This is a genomic window from Exiguobacterium sp. SH0S1 (assembly GCF_004337165.1).
GTDB lineage: Bacteria > Bacillota > Bacilli > Exiguobacteriales > Exiguobacteriaceae > Exiguobacterium > Exiguobacterium aurantiacum_A.
This window is the reverse complement of sequence record NZ_SJVC01000001.1, coordinates 302,011-320,212: the sequence shown is the minus strand read 5'-3', so window position 1 is coordinate 320,212 and position 18,202 is coordinate 302,011. Positions and strand designations below refer to the sequence as shown.

Sequence of the window (18,202 nt, the reverse complement as noted above, 5' to 3'; positions counted from 1 at the left end):
GTCAATGAATCATTTCTTTTGCGACACCGAGCGAGAACAACACGGCGTGTAACGGGACGAGTAGTAAAAATAACAATCGCCAGCCGTGTACGAACATTTTTGTATATAAGACTTCTTCGTGTCGGACTCGCTGCCAAATCGCATTTGCCGGAAAAATAGCGCAGCAGACGGCTAAGAGCAACCAAACGACGTCGTCCCCGACGAGTGTCTCTAATAGGACCGCACACGCATAAAACCAGAGGAACACTCCGGCATCGCAGACAAGTTTAAACGTATTGACCGATTTCAGCATAATTTTTCTAAGTATCATATACACCATAAACCATATGACAAGCGGAAATGAAACGATATACACTAACACGATGCGCTCGCTCCTATTATCAATTTTTGCATGAGTGGGATGACCGTCAGTTTTCGGCCTCTGTCCTCGGCCCGTTTCAAGAGCGGGGTCAAGATGGCATCGACCTCGGTCATACGTCCGGCCTCGATATCTCGAAGCATCGAAGAGCGGTTTTGAGCTGTCTTCTCGATGATCGTCTCAATATATGTATAAGGCACGAACTGATCGAACAGCGGTGTCAGCTCCTCATAGATCGTTTGCGCGACTTCGCGGCAAGGCGGTTCGGCGACGGCTCCGTTCGGGACGCGACAAAGTGCGGTGATCGGATTGATGATCGCGTTCGCAAACAACTTTTCAACGACGACTTGTTCGATATCCGCTTCCCACACGACTTGGAGCGGCGAGGCGATGAACGTGAGCGGCTGTAGGGCATCCAAGCTCCCGATCCGAACTCGGCCGAGGCCGCTATGGTTAATTCGATTTTTGTCTCGCGTCACCCCGTGCTCGATGACGCCTAAGTGGAATCCTCGTTCCCGAGCGTACTCGAGATGGGCAATCCCGTTCGAGCAGATGAACACAGGGACGCCCCCGGTAAGCCGTTCTGTCGCCGCGCGCACTTGGTGCGCTTTCGTCGTCACGAAAAAGACGTCCGCATCCGTCTCGTTGAGTGTATGTACCGGTTTGAGCGGGACAGCGACGGTCCCCTTCGTCATACCGGCTCGTTCGATCATGACGTCTTTCGTTTCTTCGCCTCGACCGTACAAGGTGACGCTATAGTCTTTCGCGAGTAACGACGCCATCAACATCCCGACAGCCCCGTTCCCGATAATCCCAATTCGTTTGATCGGCTTCATTCGCTATCCCTCCACAAACAGTGTGCACAAAGAATTTTACCACAATCTGTTTCCAGGACCACACAATTAAAAAAAGAAGCGATCTCCAAGGAGACCGCTTCTTTTCGCATTATTTGCTTGTTACTTCTTTACCGTTGTAATGTCCGCAAGATTTGCAAACACGGTGTGAAAGTTTCATGTCGCCACAGTTCGGGCACTCGTTCATACCAGGTACGTTAAGTTTGAAGTGAGTACGACGAAGACGTTTGCGAGTTTTCGACGTTCTACGGAATGGTACTGCCATCGTTGTCCACCTCCTTGAAAAGTTAGCCGTTCTCGTCCTCTTTTTTAGAGAACAAGTCAGCAAGGCCCGCGAGGCGCGGGTCGATTTTTGGTTGGTCGTCGGGCTGTTCGTCAATGAGAGACCAGCCTTCCCCTTCAACCTGAGTTTTGTCTGTTTCGTTCCCGAAAATTTGAATCGGGACTTCTAACATGATGAGCTCTTTTACGATCGGTCGCAGATCAATCGTATTTCCTTCTGGCAAATTGACATCATCGAATTGCTCCGTATAACGCCCATTCTCCAAAAAGAAAGGCTCGAGCGATTCAATATCAAATTCAAAGACGACATCCTCTAACGTACGCGCATCTGGCAACGTCAGGTCCCCTTGAACCTTCAAATTGAATGTAACTTGATTAGATGTGAACGACGCATCCCCGTGCACATGCACCGGGCGAATCGAACGGATATCCGGATGGAGCTGAGTAAGCTCTTCGAGTTCAACCATCTCATCGATGGAAAAACTGTCATCCTGGTTTCGTAGCTTAAGTAGCTGTGCAATAGACCACTTCATCCGAATCACCTCAATTGCAACAATATGAATTATAGATAGGCCAACTTGTTTTGTCAATGTTTTTTCTTTACACTAAAATCAGTTGGCGACGGCGCTTTGCCAAAGCGTACTTACCTATCTTACACCAATCCAATCGACAATGCAAAGGAGTAAATTTATGAAAAAGACGGCCATCATCGCGGAGTACAATCCGTTCCATAACGGACATCTCTATCAGGCAAAAACAGCTCGAATCGAAACGGATGCCGACGCCATGATCGCCATCATGAGTGCCCAGTTCACACAGCGCGGTGAACCGGCTGCTTTTGACAAGTGGAGCCGGGCTGCGGCGGCAGTCAAAACAGGGGCGATCGACCTTGTGATCGAACTGCCGACTTGTTACGGCGTCCAACGCGCCGACCGGTTCGCGAGCGCGGCTGTCGCCATCGCGGAACAAATCGGATGCCAGACGCTCTCGTTCGGCAGTGAGAGCGGCGACGCCGATGCGATCCGGCGCGCGGCACACGCTGGCATCGAAGCGACACCCGCCTATCATGACGCGCTCCAACACGCCTTAAAAGCAGGCAAGTCATCCGCCAAAGCATCGAGCGAGGCGTTTGCGGCACTTTATCCAACTTTTGACTTGACGCTCCCAAACAACATTCTCGCCTATCATTATGCGAAAGCCGCTCGCACCATCTCACTCCATACCGTAAAGCGTCTTGGGGCCGGCTACCACGATACAGGCGTCTCGGACGTCATGTCGGCAACGGGCGTCCGGGCCCACTATCTCGAGACCGGAAGTGTCCGGGCTGTCCCAGAAGCGACACGGGCGTTATTCCAGCAGACGTCGATGGCCCACTGGTCGCTCTATTGGCCTGTCTTGCAATTCAAGTTACGGACGATCCCAAAGTCAGAACTCGAACAACTCGTCGGCATTGACGCTTCGTTGTCCCCTCGCTTGATCGAAGCAGGTCTCGCACCGACGTTCGAACAAGCTATGAGCGGTCTGTTGACGCGACGCTATACACGCACGGCCATCCAGCGCGCTCTCGTCTCGGTCCTCATCCATTGGAAACGTGACGAACTTCCGGAACGATTTGACGAAGTCCCGTACGTCCGTCCGCTCGCATTCAATGCGATTGGCCGTAGCGTCTTAAAAGACATAAAAAAAACGGTACCGCTCGTCAGCAAGTACCAGTCCGATTTAGCGTTCGAAGCTCGTGTGACCGAGGCGTACCGGTTACCTCTCGGCAACCGGTCACTGCTCGAGCATATGCAAACCCCTCAATTCATCGACTCCAAATAATCGATGGCGTCCTCGACCGTTTCGACCGGAACGACTGCAATATCGCTCTCGAGCCGGTCGAGTGATTCCAGCGCTTCATCATAATTCGAACCGGCCGGCACGAAGAACACCGAGGCACCGGCTCGGTCAGCCGCGACGATTTTTTGCCACGCCCCACCGATCGGACCGACGTTTCCTTCTTCATCGACCGTGCCAGTACCGGCAATCGTCTCACCGCCCGCCAAGTCACCCGGCGTCAACTGATCATAAATCTCTAGCGTGAACATGAGCCCGGCCGAGGGCCCCCCAACGTTCGTCAGTTCAAACGTGACGTCCGGTTCTGTGCGTACATCTTGCACCGGCAGCGGTTCATAAATTCCGAGACCGACACGGTCCCCGCTCCGGTCGAGCGGTTGAACGAGTGTCTTCACGACACGTTCCCGTCCATCCCGTTCGAGCGTGATCGTCACTTCATCCCCCGTCTCGAACGCCGAGACGCGGTTGATGAAATCAAGACGTGACGCGAACGATTGGCCGTCAAGCGCTGTAATGACGTCACCTGGTTTAAGGACGTTCGCCGCGAGCGACCCGGTGATTGGAGCCGAGACGTACATGCCGTCAAACGTGACGGTCACGTCCTCTTCGGCTAGACCGTACGCGTATTGAATGGCCGCTTGCTGCGACGATGACATGAGCAGCTGCTGTCTTCGCTCGTAATCGTCTTCCCCTTCGCCGTCATACAAATAGCGACTAGACGGACTCGCTTCCGTGAACGGCGTGAACCAGCTCCCGACGAGCCAAAGCGGTGTCGCCCGTCGTTGCGAGATCGTGACCATCATCAGTTCACCCGCATCTTTCGTCCCGTCTTCAACCGTCATAAAGGTTTCGATGGTCGTCGCTTCGCCCGGATACGTGATGTAATAAGGTAACGGGGCAAACAGAAAGATGAGCACGGCGACGAGGATACCGAAGCCGATCTTCAGCGACTTCATTGCTGTTGACTCACTTCATATTTTTTCCGAAGTGCCTGTTCGACTTGTTCGGGAACGAGTTCAGCGACCGAGGCGCCGTATTTGGCGACTTCTTTCACGATCGACGAGCTGAGGAACGAGTATTTGCTGTTCGTCATCATAAACAGCGTCTCGACGTCCTCGTTTAACTTCTTGTTGATCGAAGCGATCTGAAGTTCGTATTCGAAGTCAGAGACAGCCCGAAGACCGCGGACGATCGTCGCTGCTTCTCGTTTAGCGGCATACTCGACGAGCAGCCCGCCAAACGCGTCCGCTGACACGTTCGGTAAATGCGATGTCACTTCCCGAATGAGCGTGAGCCGCTCTTCGACGTTGAATAACGGTGCCTTGCTCGAGTTTTCGAGCACCGCGACGATCACTTCGTCAAAGATGGCTGCCGCCCGCTCAATAATATCTAAATGTCCGTTCGTAATCGGGTCAAAGCTCCCCGGGCAAATCGCGATCCGTTTCATATGTTCACTCCTCGGTCGTTGCGTACTCGTAAAGGCTGATCGTAATGACAGACGAGTAGCGTTGAACCTTAATTTTTTCGAGCTGACCGACCCGATCCGGCAACGTCGTCTCGCTGCCATGTTCGCAGACGACGACGCCGTTGTCTGTCAACAGTCGGTTCGATTCAATGAGTTGTAAAAACGATTCATGTTCTTCCTCATGGTACGGCGGGTCCATGAAAATGAGTTTAAACGACCGCCCCGTCTCGGCGAGTTGGTCGAGGACGGCCCGCGCGTCTTGTCTTTGAACCGTCGCTTGTGCCTCGTAACGCGTCGCCCGTAGATTGTCCTGTATCGTTTGAATCGCCTTCCCATGACGATCGACGAAGACGGCACGGTCGCACCCCCGTGATAACGCCTCGATCCCGAGACCGCCACTCCCCGCGTAAAGGTCGAGGGCATCCCCCCCGGCGAAGTAAGGGCCGATGATATTAAACAATGATTCTTTTACTTTATCTGCCGTCGGTCGTGTCGTCGACCCTGGGACCGCCTTTAGGCGCGTCCCTTTTCGTTCTCCTGAAATGACTCGCATCGTTGATCCTCCATTAGAAAAGATGAAGGCGTCACCACCTTCATCTCGCCCGTTTATTTCTGCTTTGGCTCGTACGTCTCGGCAATGAAAGGCCGTTCGCTCCGAACGACCGCGTCGACGAATGGCAAGGCACTGATTTTCTCGATGATCGTCTCATGGTCTTCTAAGTCCGTATATAAAAAGGCGTACTTCTCACGCTTCGAGACGTAATATAAGTTTGCGTAGCGACGTAGCGCTTTCACTTGTTTGAGCGACTGCACGTAAACGACGAGTCCGATTCGACCTTTTAACTCGAATGATTCAGCCAGCACATCCACAACTTCCGCCTCCTCCGCCACAGCTTCCGCCACCGGAACAGCCACCCTCATCGAAGAACGGGTTGCCGGTAGGCACTTTGATTTTTGGAGATACCGAGAACGCCAACAGCTCACTCACTTCTCCGAGTAACTTATCCAAGTTACGTTCCGCCTTTTTGAAGGCGGCCACTTCCGGTTGCACGTCGAGACGACGCTTCACGAGATGCATCTCTTTTTTAATACGATCGTGATCTGGGTGATGTTTCCCGAACCGTTGCACGTACTCATAATCTTCTTTCATTCGTAAAAATTCCCGTTCGACTTCCTGGGCTTCTTTCGAGCGAGCGCGAGCTTGTTTTGTCGCGATATATGTTTGGAACGATTCGCTCGTCTCGATCAAGGCAGTCAATGCTTCTGTTTGATCGAGCAAATCAATCGTCTGTTCAGTAATAATCATGGCTTTCACCCTTTCTGACATGATTTTACCACAATTGATTCCCTCTGTGAGCAATCGGACTTATAATTGAACGTGACGTAAATGCAGAAAGGAAGTGAACCACCGCTTCGTGCGGTGTACGATGAAAAAAGTCTCGTTTAACATGATTCGCTCGGCCGGTATGAAAACCGACTATGCGAAACCAGAATATTATTATGATCAGCTCGATAAAGTCCGGGCGGCCGATCTCGTCCTCTTCCCAGAGTACTGGATGGTCAACTCGATCATTTACGGATTGAACAAACCGATCTTCCCGTCTCCGGCAACGTACCACCTCGGGCACGATAAAATCGAGATGACACGCGCTTTCACAGCGACGTTCCCGCATCGCATCCCGAAGACGTTAATTTACGGGAAGAACCCGTACACGATCGAACGCGTCCTTGAAGAGTTCGAATACCCGTTCGTCGCCAAGACCGCCAAGTCCTCGATGGGTCAAGGCGTCTGGCTCATTAAAAATGAACAAGAATGGCTCGAATACGTCGACAAACACGAGACGTTTTACGTCCAACAGTTCATCCCGAACGACCGTGACCTGCGCATCATCGTCATCGGCGAAGAAGTCGTCGGTTCTTATTGGCGCGTCAGTGAGGCCTTTTTAAACAACGTCGCCCAAGGTGCCCACTTCTCGTATGACGATATCCCAGGTCACGTCGTGGAAGAAGTGCTCTCGATCGCGAAGACGCTTCACATCAATCACGCCGCGTTCGACGTCATCGTCTCAGGGGATAATTTTTACATCTTGGAATTCAACGTCTTCTTCGGTTCAGAAGGATTGATGCCGCTCGGCGTGAGACTTATCGACAAGATTGCGGCGTATCTCGAAACGATGTCTTGACCGTTCATCTTTTTTTCACAATTTGAACACACGTTATTCCAAGAACGTTTTCGAATATGATATGATGACATATGAGGTTTATTAGGGAAAAGGGGGATTATGATGAAATTTGAGCAGTTCCACATCGAGGGAAAAGAGATCCGCTTCGGTTTGCTCGAGACGATCATGGATCATCATCATTTCATCCGTGAAGGCGCTTGGGACTATGAGCGTGCGACGTATGATATGAAGTACGAGAAGCAATCGACGGGCGAGACGTTTTACCTGCGCTTGCCGGTTTATGCGATTGAAGGCCAAATCGAGGACCGTCATGCGGTCGTTAAAATGGTGACACCGATTCTCGGGAAACATTACTACCCGCACGGCGTCGAGTACGACGAAGAGTTCCCAGAAGAAATCGTTCGCGACTGTGAGCGTCGTCTCGCGGCTCTTGCGGAAACACTGGAAGTCAAACCCCTCTAAACGAAGGGGTTTTTCTTTTGGCTGAAACGGCGATTCATCTATGTAGAGGGCGGCTGGATTCAGACCGAGGATCCCTTTACGCCGGTAAGTCCTCTGACCGGATGATGGCACACCCTTTACTCTCATAATAGTCGAGCATCCCGTCAATTTTCTTTAAATCATAACTCGTGATACAGTCCGTTAATACGCTGACCGCATAGTCTAATTTGCGTAAGTTATAGCACGTCGATTTCACGCAGGCAATCGCATCCGCGCCGGCAATATAAAAGTGGCCAATCTCATTCGCTTGAATAAACTCGCTGAACGCGTCACTCGTCAAGGCGTTGCCCTTATATTTTGTGAATACATGATCGGACACGCGTTTCAACTCCGGGGCCAGCTCAGCACCGCGCGTACCCGTTTTAAACGTCCTAGTGCCGGGCGACAGATTCTCATGGCGAATATACACGACCGGAATCCCTTGCTCGACCGCCCAATCGATTGAGCGGTTAATGTGATCGATAATCGCCTTATAATTCTTCGTGATATCATTTTGAATATCAATGATGACCAACGCGTTATTCTGCATGTTACGTCCTCCTTCATAATAAGAAACGAACTGTCGTATGACTCATCTCTCATCATACCAGAGGTTGCTTCTGGAAAATATAGACATGTCATTTCAGATAATATGATACACAAAAAGGGAGGCCCTCAATGGGTCCTCCCTTCTCTCATGTAGCAATCACATTGAGTGTCACATCGACTTGTCCGAGCAATAGATCGAACTGGTCGCGGACGTAACGGTACAACCGCTCTGCCTCGCTAAGCGAGACGGGTGCGATCAGTAGATAATCGTACCGCTCTTTCGAGAGCGACACGACTTTCACTTCACGCAATCCGAATTCGATCGCGCTACACGCAATCAAATCCTCGATCGCCCGCTCTGCAATCGTCACATCTCCGTATGAATAATCGTTTCCGATGACAGCCATCGTATCGTTCATCTTCTTCACTCCTTTTCTGCAACGAGCACTTTCACGTCCTCCATAATGGTTTCGATGTCGACTGGTTTTTCTCCTGTCGTCGCCATTTGCGCGACTGCACGAACATCATGGTGACGGTCGATGATATACATCGTCGTCGCGTGGGTGACAAGTCCACTATTCGCTTTCGAATAATAGAACTGAAGCTGACGGGTGATCCGGTCGATGTCGGCTTTGTCACCGGTCAACATCTTCCATCCAGTTGGCTCAGCTTGGAACGCCGCTCCGTAGTTCTCAAGTACCGGGATCGTATCGACTTCCGGGTCGACCGTGATGGCGACGAGTTCGACGTCAGTGCCGTACAAGTCGTTCGCCTTCAAGTCTTGCTCGAGTTTCATGAAGTCGCGTAGCGTGAGCGGACAAATATCGGGACAGTTCGTATAAAAGAACGTGACGATTTTGACTTTTCCGTTATCTGAGTCGTACGGTTGGCCATCGAGCGCGTTCGTCAACGTGAACGGGGTCGGCTCTTGGATGACCGGCAAATCATCTTCTTTGAAGAAGAGGAAATACGAGGCCGCTCCGATAGCGATCAAAATGACGACCGTCAACCCGACCGTCAAGTAACTATTCCGTTTCATGCTCATCCCCCTCTCTTCGGTCATCCTCCGATGATGGCCCGGAAGACGTTCGTCGTCTCACCCGGTTCAAACGCCACATAGAGAAGAACATAGACCATCACACCTGTAATGGCTGTGAAAAACCAGACGACTGATGCTTTCGGTCCGATTTTACGATGTTTCTCGATCTTGTTTTTATAGCCGAGATAGAGTGTGATCAATCCGAGGATACCACCTGTCGTCGCCAGGATGATGTGGAAAATCATGAAAGCGAGATAGTACGGCTTCACCGAGTCCGGACCTCCAAATGCGGTATTCCCAACAAAGATCGTCCGCGAGACGTAAAGGATAAAGAACGTCGTCGCCGCGACGGCAGCTGCTGTCATGACTTTTTTATGCTTTTCAATATTGCGGCGGTCGCGCGCGATAATCGTCCAGCCGATGGCGACCAAAATCGCACTGATTACAATGAATGTCACACTAATTAAGGCAAGATAGTTCATCGATGTTTCCCCTTTGACTTAGTTCATTTTTTCTCTTTCGGTTCGTTCGGTGTGAATGACATGCCTTCGTCAAGCGCGAGCGATTTCGTCCGGCGTACCCAACCGAAGAACGTCCAGCCGAAGAAGAAACCGTACACGACTTCCTGTCCAAGCTTCATCAATACCCCGCCGAAGCGCTGGTCTTCGAGGGCGCTGTTCGTCGCACCCATCAAGGCGTTTAAGTCGAGACCGGATACGTCTCCGTTCGGCATACAGTATCCGAGCACCGTCGCGAACGTCTCAACGTCCGTATAGGCGTCATAGAGAATTCCTTGACTGAAGATGATGAACGCACAAGCAGGCGTCAATAGCACACCGTTTGCGATGATGTACACCATCCGTTTCAAATCGGACATCCCCTCTTCTTCATCCGAGAGGAACGGGGCGATTACCGGATACCACATCGTCAAACTAAAGACGACGAGAGCCCCGTGAAAGATGCGATGCACCCCGTAGTTCGTTAACACGTAATCAAAGATGAATGGCATGTGATAAAACGTAAATAACGCGTTGAACAACACGAGCGCAATCAGCGGTTTCGTCATAAACTTAAGCGTCGGCCCGATTACTTTATAACTAAATAATTTTTCAAATACCCAATACGGCAATCCGTAAATGACGAGCGCCGGCGCTAACACGTAGACGAGCACCATCTGCAACATATGCACCGAGAAGATGATGTGCGCGAGCACGTCGACTGGACTACCAAATCCGATGTAATAGAGCACGATCGCAAACAACATGCTGAACTTTTGTAGCAACGTGGTCGACTCGTACCCTCGTTTCGCCATTCTCTCTGTGACGAACGCATAGAGGACGTACAACCCTACCATCAACAATCCGAACAACGGACTCCAAAGCGTTGTCCATTCGAACTGTTTGAGTAGCTCTGATGTATTCCAGAGCATCCCTTCACCCCTTTTCTTTCTCTCCCAAACCAATGAAACCGTTCACTTCAAGATTACTATTCCTTTATTTTTGAAGTAAAGCAAAAAGGACTGAATCATCTATGTTTCCACAGATGTTCAATCCTTTGTCACATTTTTACCAAATGAGCAAACGAAGTGCCGCGACAGTGATGATGGCGACGAAAATACCAAGCCACATCATTCCGACGATCCACGTGTTGCCACGGTTGTTCATATGCATGAAGATGTACAGCTGCAAGAACACTTGGATGATGGCGAGGATGATCAAGAAGCCACCCGCCGCCCATACCGGCATGAGCTCCGCGTAGACCGCGCCGAACGCGACAAACGTGAGCAAAATCATCATCGCGAAACTGATCAACTGAAGTTGATACTCGCGTCTCGACTCTGCCTTCACTTCAAGCTCTAACTGTTTGTGTGTTTCGTTCATTGGATTTTTTTCCATGTCAGCTCACCATCCCTAAGAGATAGACGATCGAGAAAATGAAGACCCAAACAACGTCGATGAAGTGCCAATATAAACTCGACACATAGAACTTCGGTGCGTTGTAGACATCGATCGGACGGTTCCAGTTGCGGATCAACAGCGTCGTGATCCAAAGGAGACCGAACGTGACGTGAGCGCCGTGGAATCCGACGAGCGTATAGAACGCAGAACCGAACGCACTCGACGTGAACGTGTGACCGATACTGTAGTAGTGGATGAACTCGTAAATCTCAGCTCCTAAGAACCCTGCCCCGAGAAGAAGCGTCACGATCAACCAAAACTTCATTCGACCTGGATTGTTCGCTTTCATGTTCATCATCGCGAGCACGCTCGTGAGCGAGCTCGTGAGGAGGAGCATCGTCATCATGAAGACGAGCCCCATCTCAAAGATGTTGTACGAGCGAAGTTCCTCTGGCGCACCAGAATTTAGAAGCCCGACGTACGTTCCAAACAACGAGGCGAAGAGAACCGTCTCTCCTCCAAGGAAGAACCAGAAGGCCACATATTTATTTTTCCCTTCCAGCGTGGCTTTCTCTGGATTGGCCGGAATACCGGTCACTGGGTGTTTTTCAACTGCATGTGCCATTTATTGTTCTCCTTTCTCACGAATCGCTTTCAAATCCGCTTCGATTTGTGATTTTGGAATGTAGAATCCGTGGTCGTCGATCCATGAACGGAGGAACATCGACACGAACGTGATGAGTAAACCGATGACGATAAGTGACCAACCGACAACCGGGTTGTCCATTTGGAAAATCGCGCCAAGTCCAGCGATGAATAACCCGAGTGACATGAAGAACGGGATCAATGAGTTATTCGGCATGTGGATGTCTGACACTGGTTCAGCGACAGAAACCCGTTTGTTACCCGCCATCTTCTCGAGCCAGAACGTGTCCAACCCTTTGACGAGCGGTGTTTGTGCGAAGTTGTACTCTGGAGTCGGCACAGGAAGTGTCCACTCGAGCGTACGTCCGTCTTCCCAATGGTCCGGCTTGACGACGTCTTTCGACAAGAACGCCTTGACGACGGCGATGAGCAAGATGATCGTCGACACACCCATGAAGAAGGCACCGATCGTCGACAGCAAGTTCATCGTCTCAAACCCTTGATTCGGCAAGTATGTGAAGACGCGGCGTGGCATCCCGAACAATCCGAGGAAATGTTGCGGGAAGAACGTCAAGTGGAACCCGATGAAGAACAACCAGAACTGCCAGTAGCCAAGCTTCTCAGAGAGCGCTTTGCCGAACATGAGCGGGAACCAGTAGAACAGTCCTGCGAAAAGACCGAAGACGACCCCACCGACGATTACGTAGTGGAAGTGGGCGACAACGAAGTAACTATCGTGGTACTGATAGTCAGCCGGTGCGACCGAGAGCATAACCCCTGTCATCCCTCCGACGAGGAACGATGGGATGAACGCCACCGAGTAAAGCATCGGAACGTTGAACTTGATCTGCCCACCCCAAAGTGTGAACAGCCAGTTGAAGATTTTGACCCCTGTCGGAACGGCGATGGCCATCGTCGCGACGGCGAAGATCGAGTTCGCGACCGGCCCGAGACCGACGGTGAACATGTGGTGAACCCAAACCATGAAGCCAAGGAACCCGATGAGCATCGTAGCGAATACCATCGTCGTGTAACCGAACAAGCGTTTACGGGCAAACGTCGGAATGATTTCCGAGAAAATACCGAATGCCGGTAAGATCAAGATGTAAACTTCCGGGTGACCGAAGATCCAGAAGAGGTGTTCCCAAATGACGACGTTACCGCCCATTGCCGGATTGAAGTAAACGGCTCCGAACAGACGCTCGAACATCAACATGAACAAGCCGACTGTAAGCGGCGGGAACGCGAAGACGATCAACGCCGAAGCGACGAACGTCGTCCATGTGAAGAGCGGCATCCGCATGAGTTTCATGCCTGGTGCCCGCATGTTCAAAATCGTGACGAGGAAGTTAATCCCGGCCATGAGTGAACCGAACCCTGAGATTTGAAGACCGAGGGCGTAGAAGTCGACCCCTGTCGCTTCCGGTTGCGTCGAGAGCGGCGCGTAAGCCGTCCAACCCGCGTTCGGTGCAGCGCCGAAGAACCAGCTAAGGTTCAACATGAGGCCACCGAAGAAGAACAACCAAAAACCGAGCGAGTTAATGAACGGGAACGCGACGTCGCGCGCCCCGATTTGAAGCGGCACGACGGCGTTCATAAAACCGAATAGCATCGGCATCGCCGCAAGGAAGATCATCGTCGTCCCGTGCATCGTGATCAACTGGTTGAACACTTCGCCGCTGACGAAATCGTTCATCGGACGGACGAGTTGCCAACGAATAAGTAACGCTTCAATTCCACCGAGAAGGAGGAAGAAGATTCCTGAGAACAAATACAAAATACCGATTTTTTTGTGGTCAACCGTCGTAACCCAATCCATGATGCCATTGTATTTACGCGGTTGCTGCATAGCAGTGGTCTGTGCCACGTGAAATCCCCCTTTTCCCGTTAGTCAATCTTCTGATCGTACAAGAAGTCAACGAGTGCATCTAACTCTTCATCACTGATTTGGCCTTCACTGAAGCCAGGCATGAGCGCGCCTTGTTTTAATGCTTGTGGATCACGAATCCATTCTTTCAACTTTTCTTCGTTGTTTTCGAGGTAACCCGCCAACCACTCGCGGTCACCGAAGTTCGTCAAGCTCGGCGCGACTTTACCGCCACCGTGGCAGCTCAAGCAGCTTTCGACGTACACTTGCTCACCTGTCGTCAAGTTTTGATTGTCGGCGACAAGGTTTTCTGTGTTCTCGTCTTGCTTCGCTTTCATGTCTTCGAGCCACTGATCGTAATCAGCTTGCTCGAGGGCGATGACTTTGAAGTCCATGAGCGCGTGCGATGGTCCGCAAAGCTCGGCACATTTACCGTAGAACGTACCTGCTTCGTTCGCATGCAACCACATCTCGTTATCTAACCCTGGGTTCGTATCCGTCTTACCAGACAAAGCCGGTACCCAGAACGAGTGAATGACGTCTTTTGATGTCAAGTTGATACCGACCCGTTTACCGACCGGGATGACAAGTTCTTGTCCTGTGACAACACCAGCGTTCGGATATTCGAACTCCCACCAGTACAGGTTGGCTGTAACGTTAATTTCTTCTTCTTTTTTCGCTTCTTTCGCTTTCGCGAGTTCGACAGTCGTTGTGATTGTCGGAACAGCGAGAATGATGAGCAAGATGATTGGAACGACTGTCCAAATCATCTCGAGCGTGCTGCTACCTTCCACTTGCTTCGGAATCGATTCATCTTTCCGACGGAATTTCATGAGCACGTACACGTAAATGACCGTTACGATGACAAGTACAAAGAGCATGATTGCCAAACTGATGAGAATGATCCGGAGCTGAATTTCAGCGCCTTCTCCCATCGGCTTCAATGCAGACAATCCCTCTACGCCGCACCCTGACAATAGCAGCGCGAACATCATCATCGGGACGATGCCAAACAGAAGCTTCTTAAATGATTTCACAACAATCCCCACTTTCTCCCAAAATGATGTGCAATGGTTTCTATATAGTGAGTGCGATTACCAAAGTGCCGTCATGACGAAGGCAGTGCCGTCAGCATGAGTGCGACAATCCACACGACTAAATAAATTAATGAATAAAAGAACATTTTGTTAGCCCACTTGATCTCATCTTCGGCTTTAAACCCTTTCAAACCGAGATATAACCAGTAGCCCCCAAGACCGGCCGCAATGATCACGTAGACCGTACCGTAATGCATAAACAAGAGCGATGCTGGAATGAGCGTCGCAATCCACCAAATGATTTGCCGCTTGGTGATCGCGAAGCCGTTTACAACGGGCAGCATCGGAATGCCTGCCGCCCGGTATTCCTCGACGCGTCGCATCGCGAGCGCGAGGAAATGTGGCGGTTGCCACAAGAACATGACGAGGAACATGAGCCAGGCGTCGATATGAAGCGCCGGGTCAATCGCGGCCCATCCGATCAGCGGTGGAACCGCTCCGGAGATACTGCCGACGACCGTGTTCAACGTATGTGTCCGTTTTAGCCACATCGTATAAATAACGACATAAAAAAATGCCCCGATTAAACCGAAGACTGCTGCTACGTACGACACGATCAATAAAAGCAATGTCCCGACCGCAAGTTGCGTAAGTCCGAGAAGTAAAATGCGCTCCCCTGAAATTTTACCGGTGACACTCGGTCGATTGTCTGTACGTCCCATCAAGTAGTCGATATCACGGTCCACGAAGTTGTTTAGGTAACAACTCCCGGAAATGACGAGCGCGCTTCCTAACATCGTTAATAAGAGCTGTGGCCAAACTTCAAACAAATAAAGCACTGGCGTGTCACTCTGGTATGTTGTTGCCACAAAGAAACCGGCGAACACTAACAAAAGGTTAGCGCGTACAATTCCCATTTTTGCCAAAGCAACATAGTCACGGAACGAGGCGGCGGATTCTGTATAGTCTACTTCTGCCACTGTTCCCGGGTTGACTTTTGTCATGCTGACCCCCCCACATAATCACGAAATCCTCGTATTCTTTTCACAGAAAAAACACAATATGAACAAAGTACACCTAACTCATTACAAAGATACCATATTTCCAAAAAGAATACGTCGTTTATGCTTGTAAAATAGCGAGTTTTTTATGGCGAACGTGTGATAATTGTCACAGTAAAATTCCTGTGCTAATACTAGGATAACGATTTTGATAGCGATTGCAAGCTTTTCCGTTTCGTTTTTCAGGACTAAAGCCGTATAATAAGTATGGCGAAAAAAATAAAAACATACAAGGCACAATTCTAGTGATTTTTCTCAAAAAGCAGGTGGAAACGAATGCATAAAAAACTCGCACTATTCTCAAGCCTCGTCACCCTCGGTATGATGCTCGTCTTGATCATGGGCGGTACTGTTACGAAAACCGACTCAGGTGACGGTTGCGGGACGGACTGGCCGCTCTGTCACGGGAAACTGATCCCGACGAACCCGAGCGTCGAGACGATGATCGAATACAGTCACCGCGTCGTGTCAGGGATTGAGGGACTCCTCATCATCGCCTTGACGATTTGGACGTTCACGGTCGTCAAAAATCGATTCGATGTCAAAGTGTTCGCGTTCCTAGCGTTCATTTTCATGTTGATCCAATCGATCATCGGCGCCGGAGCCGTCATCTGGCAACAGTCGGACGCGATTCTCGCGCTCCATTTCGGGATCTCGCTCGTCTCGTTTGCGTCCCTGCTCATCCTGACGATTCTTTTATTCGAAGGTGAACGGGTACACAAAGCGGTATCCGAAAAACTAAAGATTCACTTGTACGGGTTGACGATTTACACGATGGTCGTCGTCTACACAGGAGCTTACGTCAGACACCTCGGTGCGACATACGCCTGTGTCGGTTGGCCGATCTGTGAGCAAAACGTGTGGACGTTCGAATCATACGTTCAAATGGGGCATCGCATCATGGCGGCACTCCTCGTCTTCTACACGCTCTACGTCCTTTATTTGGCCCGACGCGAAACGAACCGTCTCGTCGAACGGGGCATGTGGGCCTCACTATTCTTCATCATGCTTCAAGTCGGCACGGGTGCATGGATCGTCCTTGGCGGCCACGCAACATATGTACCGCTCTTGCACGCTTTCTTGATCACGTGCTACTTCGGGATCATCTCGTACTTGGCGTACCATGCGTATCGAAGCACCAATCGAGCGGTAGACGCAGCTCGAAAAGAAACGGTCTGACGAATCAAACCAAATCACGAATCACAAAAAGGAGCGGGCGACCGCTCCTTTTTGTATGCCTATCTGTCACTGTGCGTCCTTGAACCGTTCGAGCGCCCTTGCACGCGCCGCCTTATGATCGACGATCGGTTCAATATAACCGTCCCGCTCTGACGGGTCCGGGAAATGGATCGCTTTCCTGTCAACGTCGGCCAACTCGGTTACATATTTGCGGATAAACGTCCCGTCCGCGTCGAACTTCTCCGACTGGATCGTCGGATTAAAGATCCGGAAATACGGCACGGCGTCCGTTCCGACCGAAGCGGCCCATTGCCATCCGCCGATGTTCGAGGCGGCCTCGTAGTCGATCAACTTCCGTTCGAAGTAGCGCTCGCCTTTGCGCCAGTCGATCAACAGATGTTTCGTCAAAAACGAAGCGACGATCATCCGGAGCCGGTTGTGCATCCAGCCGGTCTCGTTCAATTGACGCATCGCCGCGTCGACGATCGGATACCCGGTCTCGCCACGGCACCATTTCTCAAACTGGTCGTCATTGTCTTCCCAGTCGAGATGTTTATATTTGTCGTTGAACGGCCGGTCTTTCAGTCCCGGAAACTGGACCATGATCATATAGTAGAACTCGCGCCACAATAGCTCATCGTAATACGTGTCACGTCCTGTTGACTGCCGCGCCTCGAGGACGGCTGCTGCGACCGTACGAATCGACAACACACCGGTCCGTAAATACGGTGACAGCCGGCTCGTCCCGGCGATCGCCGGGATGTCACGGTCTTCAGCGTAACTCGTCACCCGGTGTTCCACAAAATCGCGTAACCGTTTCATAGCCGCTTCCTCTCCGAGCGCTTTCCACGAACGTTCACACCGGTCAAACTGCTGTTTCAATTCATCAGGTAGTTCATGTTGCTTCGTCGCGAGTTGTTTCAATCGAGCGACGTCGACGTCGTACGGTTGTGGCGGCGTCTCAGCGTACACCGCTTTTTTGAATGGCGTATACACTTTATACGGAGTACCGTCTTTTTTCGTGAACGCGTTCGGGGCGAATAAATGACGGTCGAGTAAACGGATGACTAACACGTCTCCCCCGAGCGCTTCGATGACCGCATCGTCACGTTGTTTGAACGGCTCGACATACTCAGCGTTAAAATAAAGCGCGTCGGGTCGTCCGAGCTGCTCGACAAACGCTTCCGCTGAGTTGGCAACAATGGTGCGAAGCCCGATCTCTTGATCGGCGAGCTCCTGCATGAACTGCTTCATCGTCGCGAAAAAATAATCGTGTCTCGTCTCGAACGGCTCGCAGTATTTCGGATTGAGCCAAAAGACGAACTCGATGTCATCGTCACCTGAGGCATCTTTCAAGACCCGGTGTAACATATGATTGTCACTTAATCGAAAATCTGACCGGAACCAACATACTCGTCTCATCTTTCCCACTCCCTATCTAAAAAAGAAGCATAGCGTGGCTATGCTTC

General features: G+C 51.0%; 24 protein-coding genes. 4 read left to right on the top strand and 20 right to left on the bottom strand.

The genetic code is table 11. The features are described 5' to 3' along the window. Nucleotide 1: 1 nt before the first annotated feature. The 4 genes from EVJ20_RS01600 to EVJ20_RS01585 form a co-directional block, all read right to left on the bottom strand. Nucleotides 2–355 carry a DUF3397 domain-containing protein gene (locus EVJ20_RS01600; RefSeq protein ID WP_268887652.1) on the bottom strand — a complete coding sequence of 118 codons (354 nt, stop codon included), beginning with the start codon at nt 353–355 and terminating at the stop codon, nt 2–4. Then, nucleotides 355–1,194 (bottom strand): ketopantoate reductase family protein, encoded by an 840-nt coding sequence (locus EVJ20_RS01595; RefSeq protein WP_131465342.1) that lies wholly within the window; start codon nt 1,192–1,194, stop codon nt 355–357. Before EVJ20_RS01595 ends, EVJ20_RS01600 begins: the two co-directional genes overlap by 1 nt. Nucleotides 1,195–1,303: 109 nt before the next feature. Further along, nucleotides 1,304–1,477, bottom strand: a complete 174-nt coding sequence (rpmF, locus tag EVJ20_RS01590; RefSeq protein WP_081338944.1) for a 50S ribosomal protein L32 — start codon at nt 1,475–1,477, stop codon at nt 1,304–1,306. A gap of 22 nt (nt 1,478–1,499) precedes the next feature. Beyond that, nucleotides 1,500–2,027: a YceD family protein gene (locus tag EVJ20_RS01585; RefSeq protein ID WP_070327567.1), complete on the bottom strand. Its 528-nt coding sequence runs from the start codon at nt 2,025–2,027 to the stop codon at nt 1,500–1,502. A 157-nt stretch (nt 2,028–2,184) separates the two neighbouring features. Between EVJ20_RS01585 and EVJ20_RS01580 the strand changes: the two genes are divergently transcribed. Next, complete coding sequence (locus EVJ20_RS01580) at nt 2,185–3,315, top strand: tRNA(Met) cytidine acetate ligase (protein ID WP_236636145.1); 1,131 nt, start codon at nt 2,185–2,187, stop codon at nt 3,313–3,315. Here EVJ20_RS01580 and EVJ20_RS01575 read toward each other — a convergent pair. Genes EVJ20_RS01575 through EVJ20_RS01555 form a run of 5 tightly spaced genes read right to left on the bottom strand, consistent with a single transcriptional unit; the run spans nt 3,294 to nt 6,101 of the window. Next, nucleotides 3,294–4,286, bottom strand: coding sequence for a SepM family pheromone-processing serine protease (locus EVJ20_RS01575; protein WP_131465346.1), 993 nt, complete (start codon nt 4,284–4,286; stop codon nt 3,294–3,296). The genes EVJ20_RS01580 and EVJ20_RS01575 overlap by 22 nt on opposite strands. Next, nucleotides 4,283–4,777, bottom strand: a complete 495-nt coding sequence (gene coaD, locus EVJ20_RS01570) for a pantetheine-phosphate adenylyltransferase (protein WP_016509015.1) — start codon at nt 4,775–4,777, stop codon at nt 4,283–4,285. Before coaD ends, EVJ20_RS01575 begins: the two co-directional genes overlap by 4 nt. Before the next feature lie 4 nt (nt 4,778–4,781). After that, the gene (rsmD, locus tag EVJ20_RS01565; RefSeq protein WP_131506887.1) at nt 4,782–5,348 is read right to left on the bottom strand and encodes a 16S rRNA (guanine(966)-N(2))-methyltransferase RsmD; all 567 of its coding nucleotides are present in this window, start codon (nt 5,346–5,348) and stop codon (nt 4,782–4,784) included. A gap of 53 nt (nt 5,349–5,401) precedes the next feature. Continuing rightward, on the bottom strand, nt 5,402–5,665 hold the full coding sequence (locus tag EVJ20_RS01560; protein ID WP_016508973.1) for a YlbG family protein: 264 nt from the start codon (nt 5,663–5,665) through the stop codon (nt 5,402–5,404). Next, nucleotides 5,649–6,101 carry a YlbF family regulator gene (locus EVJ20_RS01555; RefSeq protein ID WP_070327571.1) on the bottom strand — a complete coding sequence of 151 codons (453 nt, stop codon included), beginning with the start codon at nt 6,099–6,101 and terminating at the stop codon, nt 5,649–5,651. Before EVJ20_RS01555 ends, EVJ20_RS01560 begins: the two co-directional genes overlap by 17 nt. Nucleotides 6,102–6,222: 121 nt before the next feature. Between EVJ20_RS01555 and EVJ20_RS01550 the strand changes: the two genes are divergently transcribed. Together EVJ20_RS01550 and EVJ20_RS01545 are read left to right on the top strand one after the other, a co-directional pair. Then, entirely contained in the window at nt 6,223–6,978 is a 756-nt protein-coding gene (locus tag EVJ20_RS01550; protein ID WP_201738980.1) for an ATP-grasp domain-containing protein, read from the top strand. 102 nt (nt 6,979–7,080) lie between these two features. Further along, nucleotides 7,081–7,440, top strand: a complete 360-nt coding sequence (locus tag EVJ20_RS01545) for a YugN family protein (RefSeq protein ID WP_070327573.1) — start codon at nt 7,081–7,083, stop codon at nt 7,438–7,440. 76 nt (nt 7,441–7,516) lie between these two features. Here EVJ20_RS01545 and EVJ20_RS01540 read toward each other — a convergent pair whose 3' ends face one another. The 10 genes from EVJ20_RS01540 to cyoE all read right to left on the bottom strand — a co-directional run bounded on the left by EVJ20_RS01540 (nt 7,517) and on the right by cyoE (nt 15,497). Continuing rightward, a complete protein-coding gene (locus EVJ20_RS01540) occupies nt 7,517–8,008 on the bottom strand; it encodes a cysteine hydrolase family protein (RefSeq protein WP_131465350.1) in 492 nt (163 codons plus the stop codon). A 145-nt stretch (nt 8,009–8,153) separates the two neighbouring features. Continuing rightward, nucleotides 8,154–8,426: a hypothetical protein gene (locus EVJ20_RS01535; protein ID WP_035386138.1), complete on the bottom strand. Its 273-nt coding sequence runs from the start codon at nt 8,424–8,426 to the stop codon at nt 8,154–8,156. 5 nt (nt 8,427–8,431) lie between these two features. After that, a complete protein-coding gene (locus EVJ20_RS01530; protein WP_131440363.1) occupies nt 8,432–9,046 on the bottom strand; it encodes an SCO family protein in 615 nt (204 codons plus the stop codon). A gap of 20 nt (nt 9,047–9,066) precedes the next feature. Next, nucleotides 9,067–9,528, bottom strand: coding sequence for a DUF420 domain-containing protein (locus tag EVJ20_RS01525; protein WP_016509532.1), 462 nt, complete (start codon nt 9,526–9,528; stop codon nt 9,067–9,069). A 23-nt stretch (nt 9,529–9,551) separates the two neighbouring features. Beyond that, on the bottom strand, nt 9,552–10,475 hold the full coding sequence (locus tag EVJ20_RS01520; RefSeq protein ID WP_070327576.1) for a cytochrome c oxidase assembly protein: 924 nt from the start codon (nt 10,473–10,475) through the stop codon (nt 9,552–9,554). Between the two features lie 136 nt (nt 10,476–10,611). Then, a complete protein-coding gene (locus EVJ20_RS01515; protein WP_083273975.1) occupies nt 10,612–10,941 on the bottom strand; it encodes a cytochrome C oxidase subunit IV family protein in 330 nt (109 codons plus the stop codon). A gap of 1 nt (nt 10,942) precedes the next feature. Continuing rightward, entirely contained in the window at nt 10,943–11,569 is a 627-nt protein-coding gene (locus EVJ20_RS01510) for a cytochrome (ubi)quinol oxidase subunit III (RefSeq protein ID WP_070327577.1), read from the bottom strand. Further along, nucleotides 11,570–13,438 (bottom strand): cytochrome c oxidase subunit I, encoded by a 1,869-nt coding sequence (gene ctaD, locus EVJ20_RS01505; protein WP_070327578.1) that lies wholly within the window; start codon nt 13,436–13,438, stop codon nt 11,570–11,572. Nucleotides 13,439–13,476: 38 nt separating this feature from the next. After that, a complete protein-coding gene (coxB, locus tag EVJ20_RS01500; protein WP_070327956.1) occupies nt 13,477–14,454 on the bottom strand; it encodes a cytochrome c oxidase subunit II in 978 nt (325 codons plus the stop codon). Nucleotides 14,455–14,564: 110 nt separating this feature from the next. Further along, nucleotides 14,565–15,497 carry a heme o synthase gene (gene cyoE, locus EVJ20_RS01495; RefSeq protein WP_070327579.1) on the bottom strand — a complete coding sequence of 311 codons (933 nt, stop codon included), beginning with the start codon at nt 15,495–15,497 and terminating at the stop codon, nt 14,565–14,567. Nucleotides 15,498–15,830: 333 nt separating this feature from the next. On the opposite strand from cyoE, the gene EVJ20_RS01490 reads away from it, so the two are divergent. Further along, complete coding sequence (locus EVJ20_RS01490) at nt 15,831–16,733, top strand: COX15/CtaA family protein (RefSeq protein WP_071399536.1); 903 nt, start codon at nt 15,831–15,833, stop codon at nt 16,731–16,733. A 66-nt stretch (nt 16,734–16,799) separates the two neighbouring features. Here the strand turns inward: EVJ20_RS01490 and EVJ20_RS01485 are convergent, their stop codons facing one another. Further along, nucleotides 16,800–18,155, bottom strand: a complete 1,356-nt coding sequence (locus EVJ20_RS01485; protein ID WP_131506885.1) for a cryptochrome/photolyase family protein — start codon at nt 18,153–18,155, stop codon at nt 16,800–16,802. Nucleotides 18,156–18,202 lie beyond the last annotated feature (47 nt).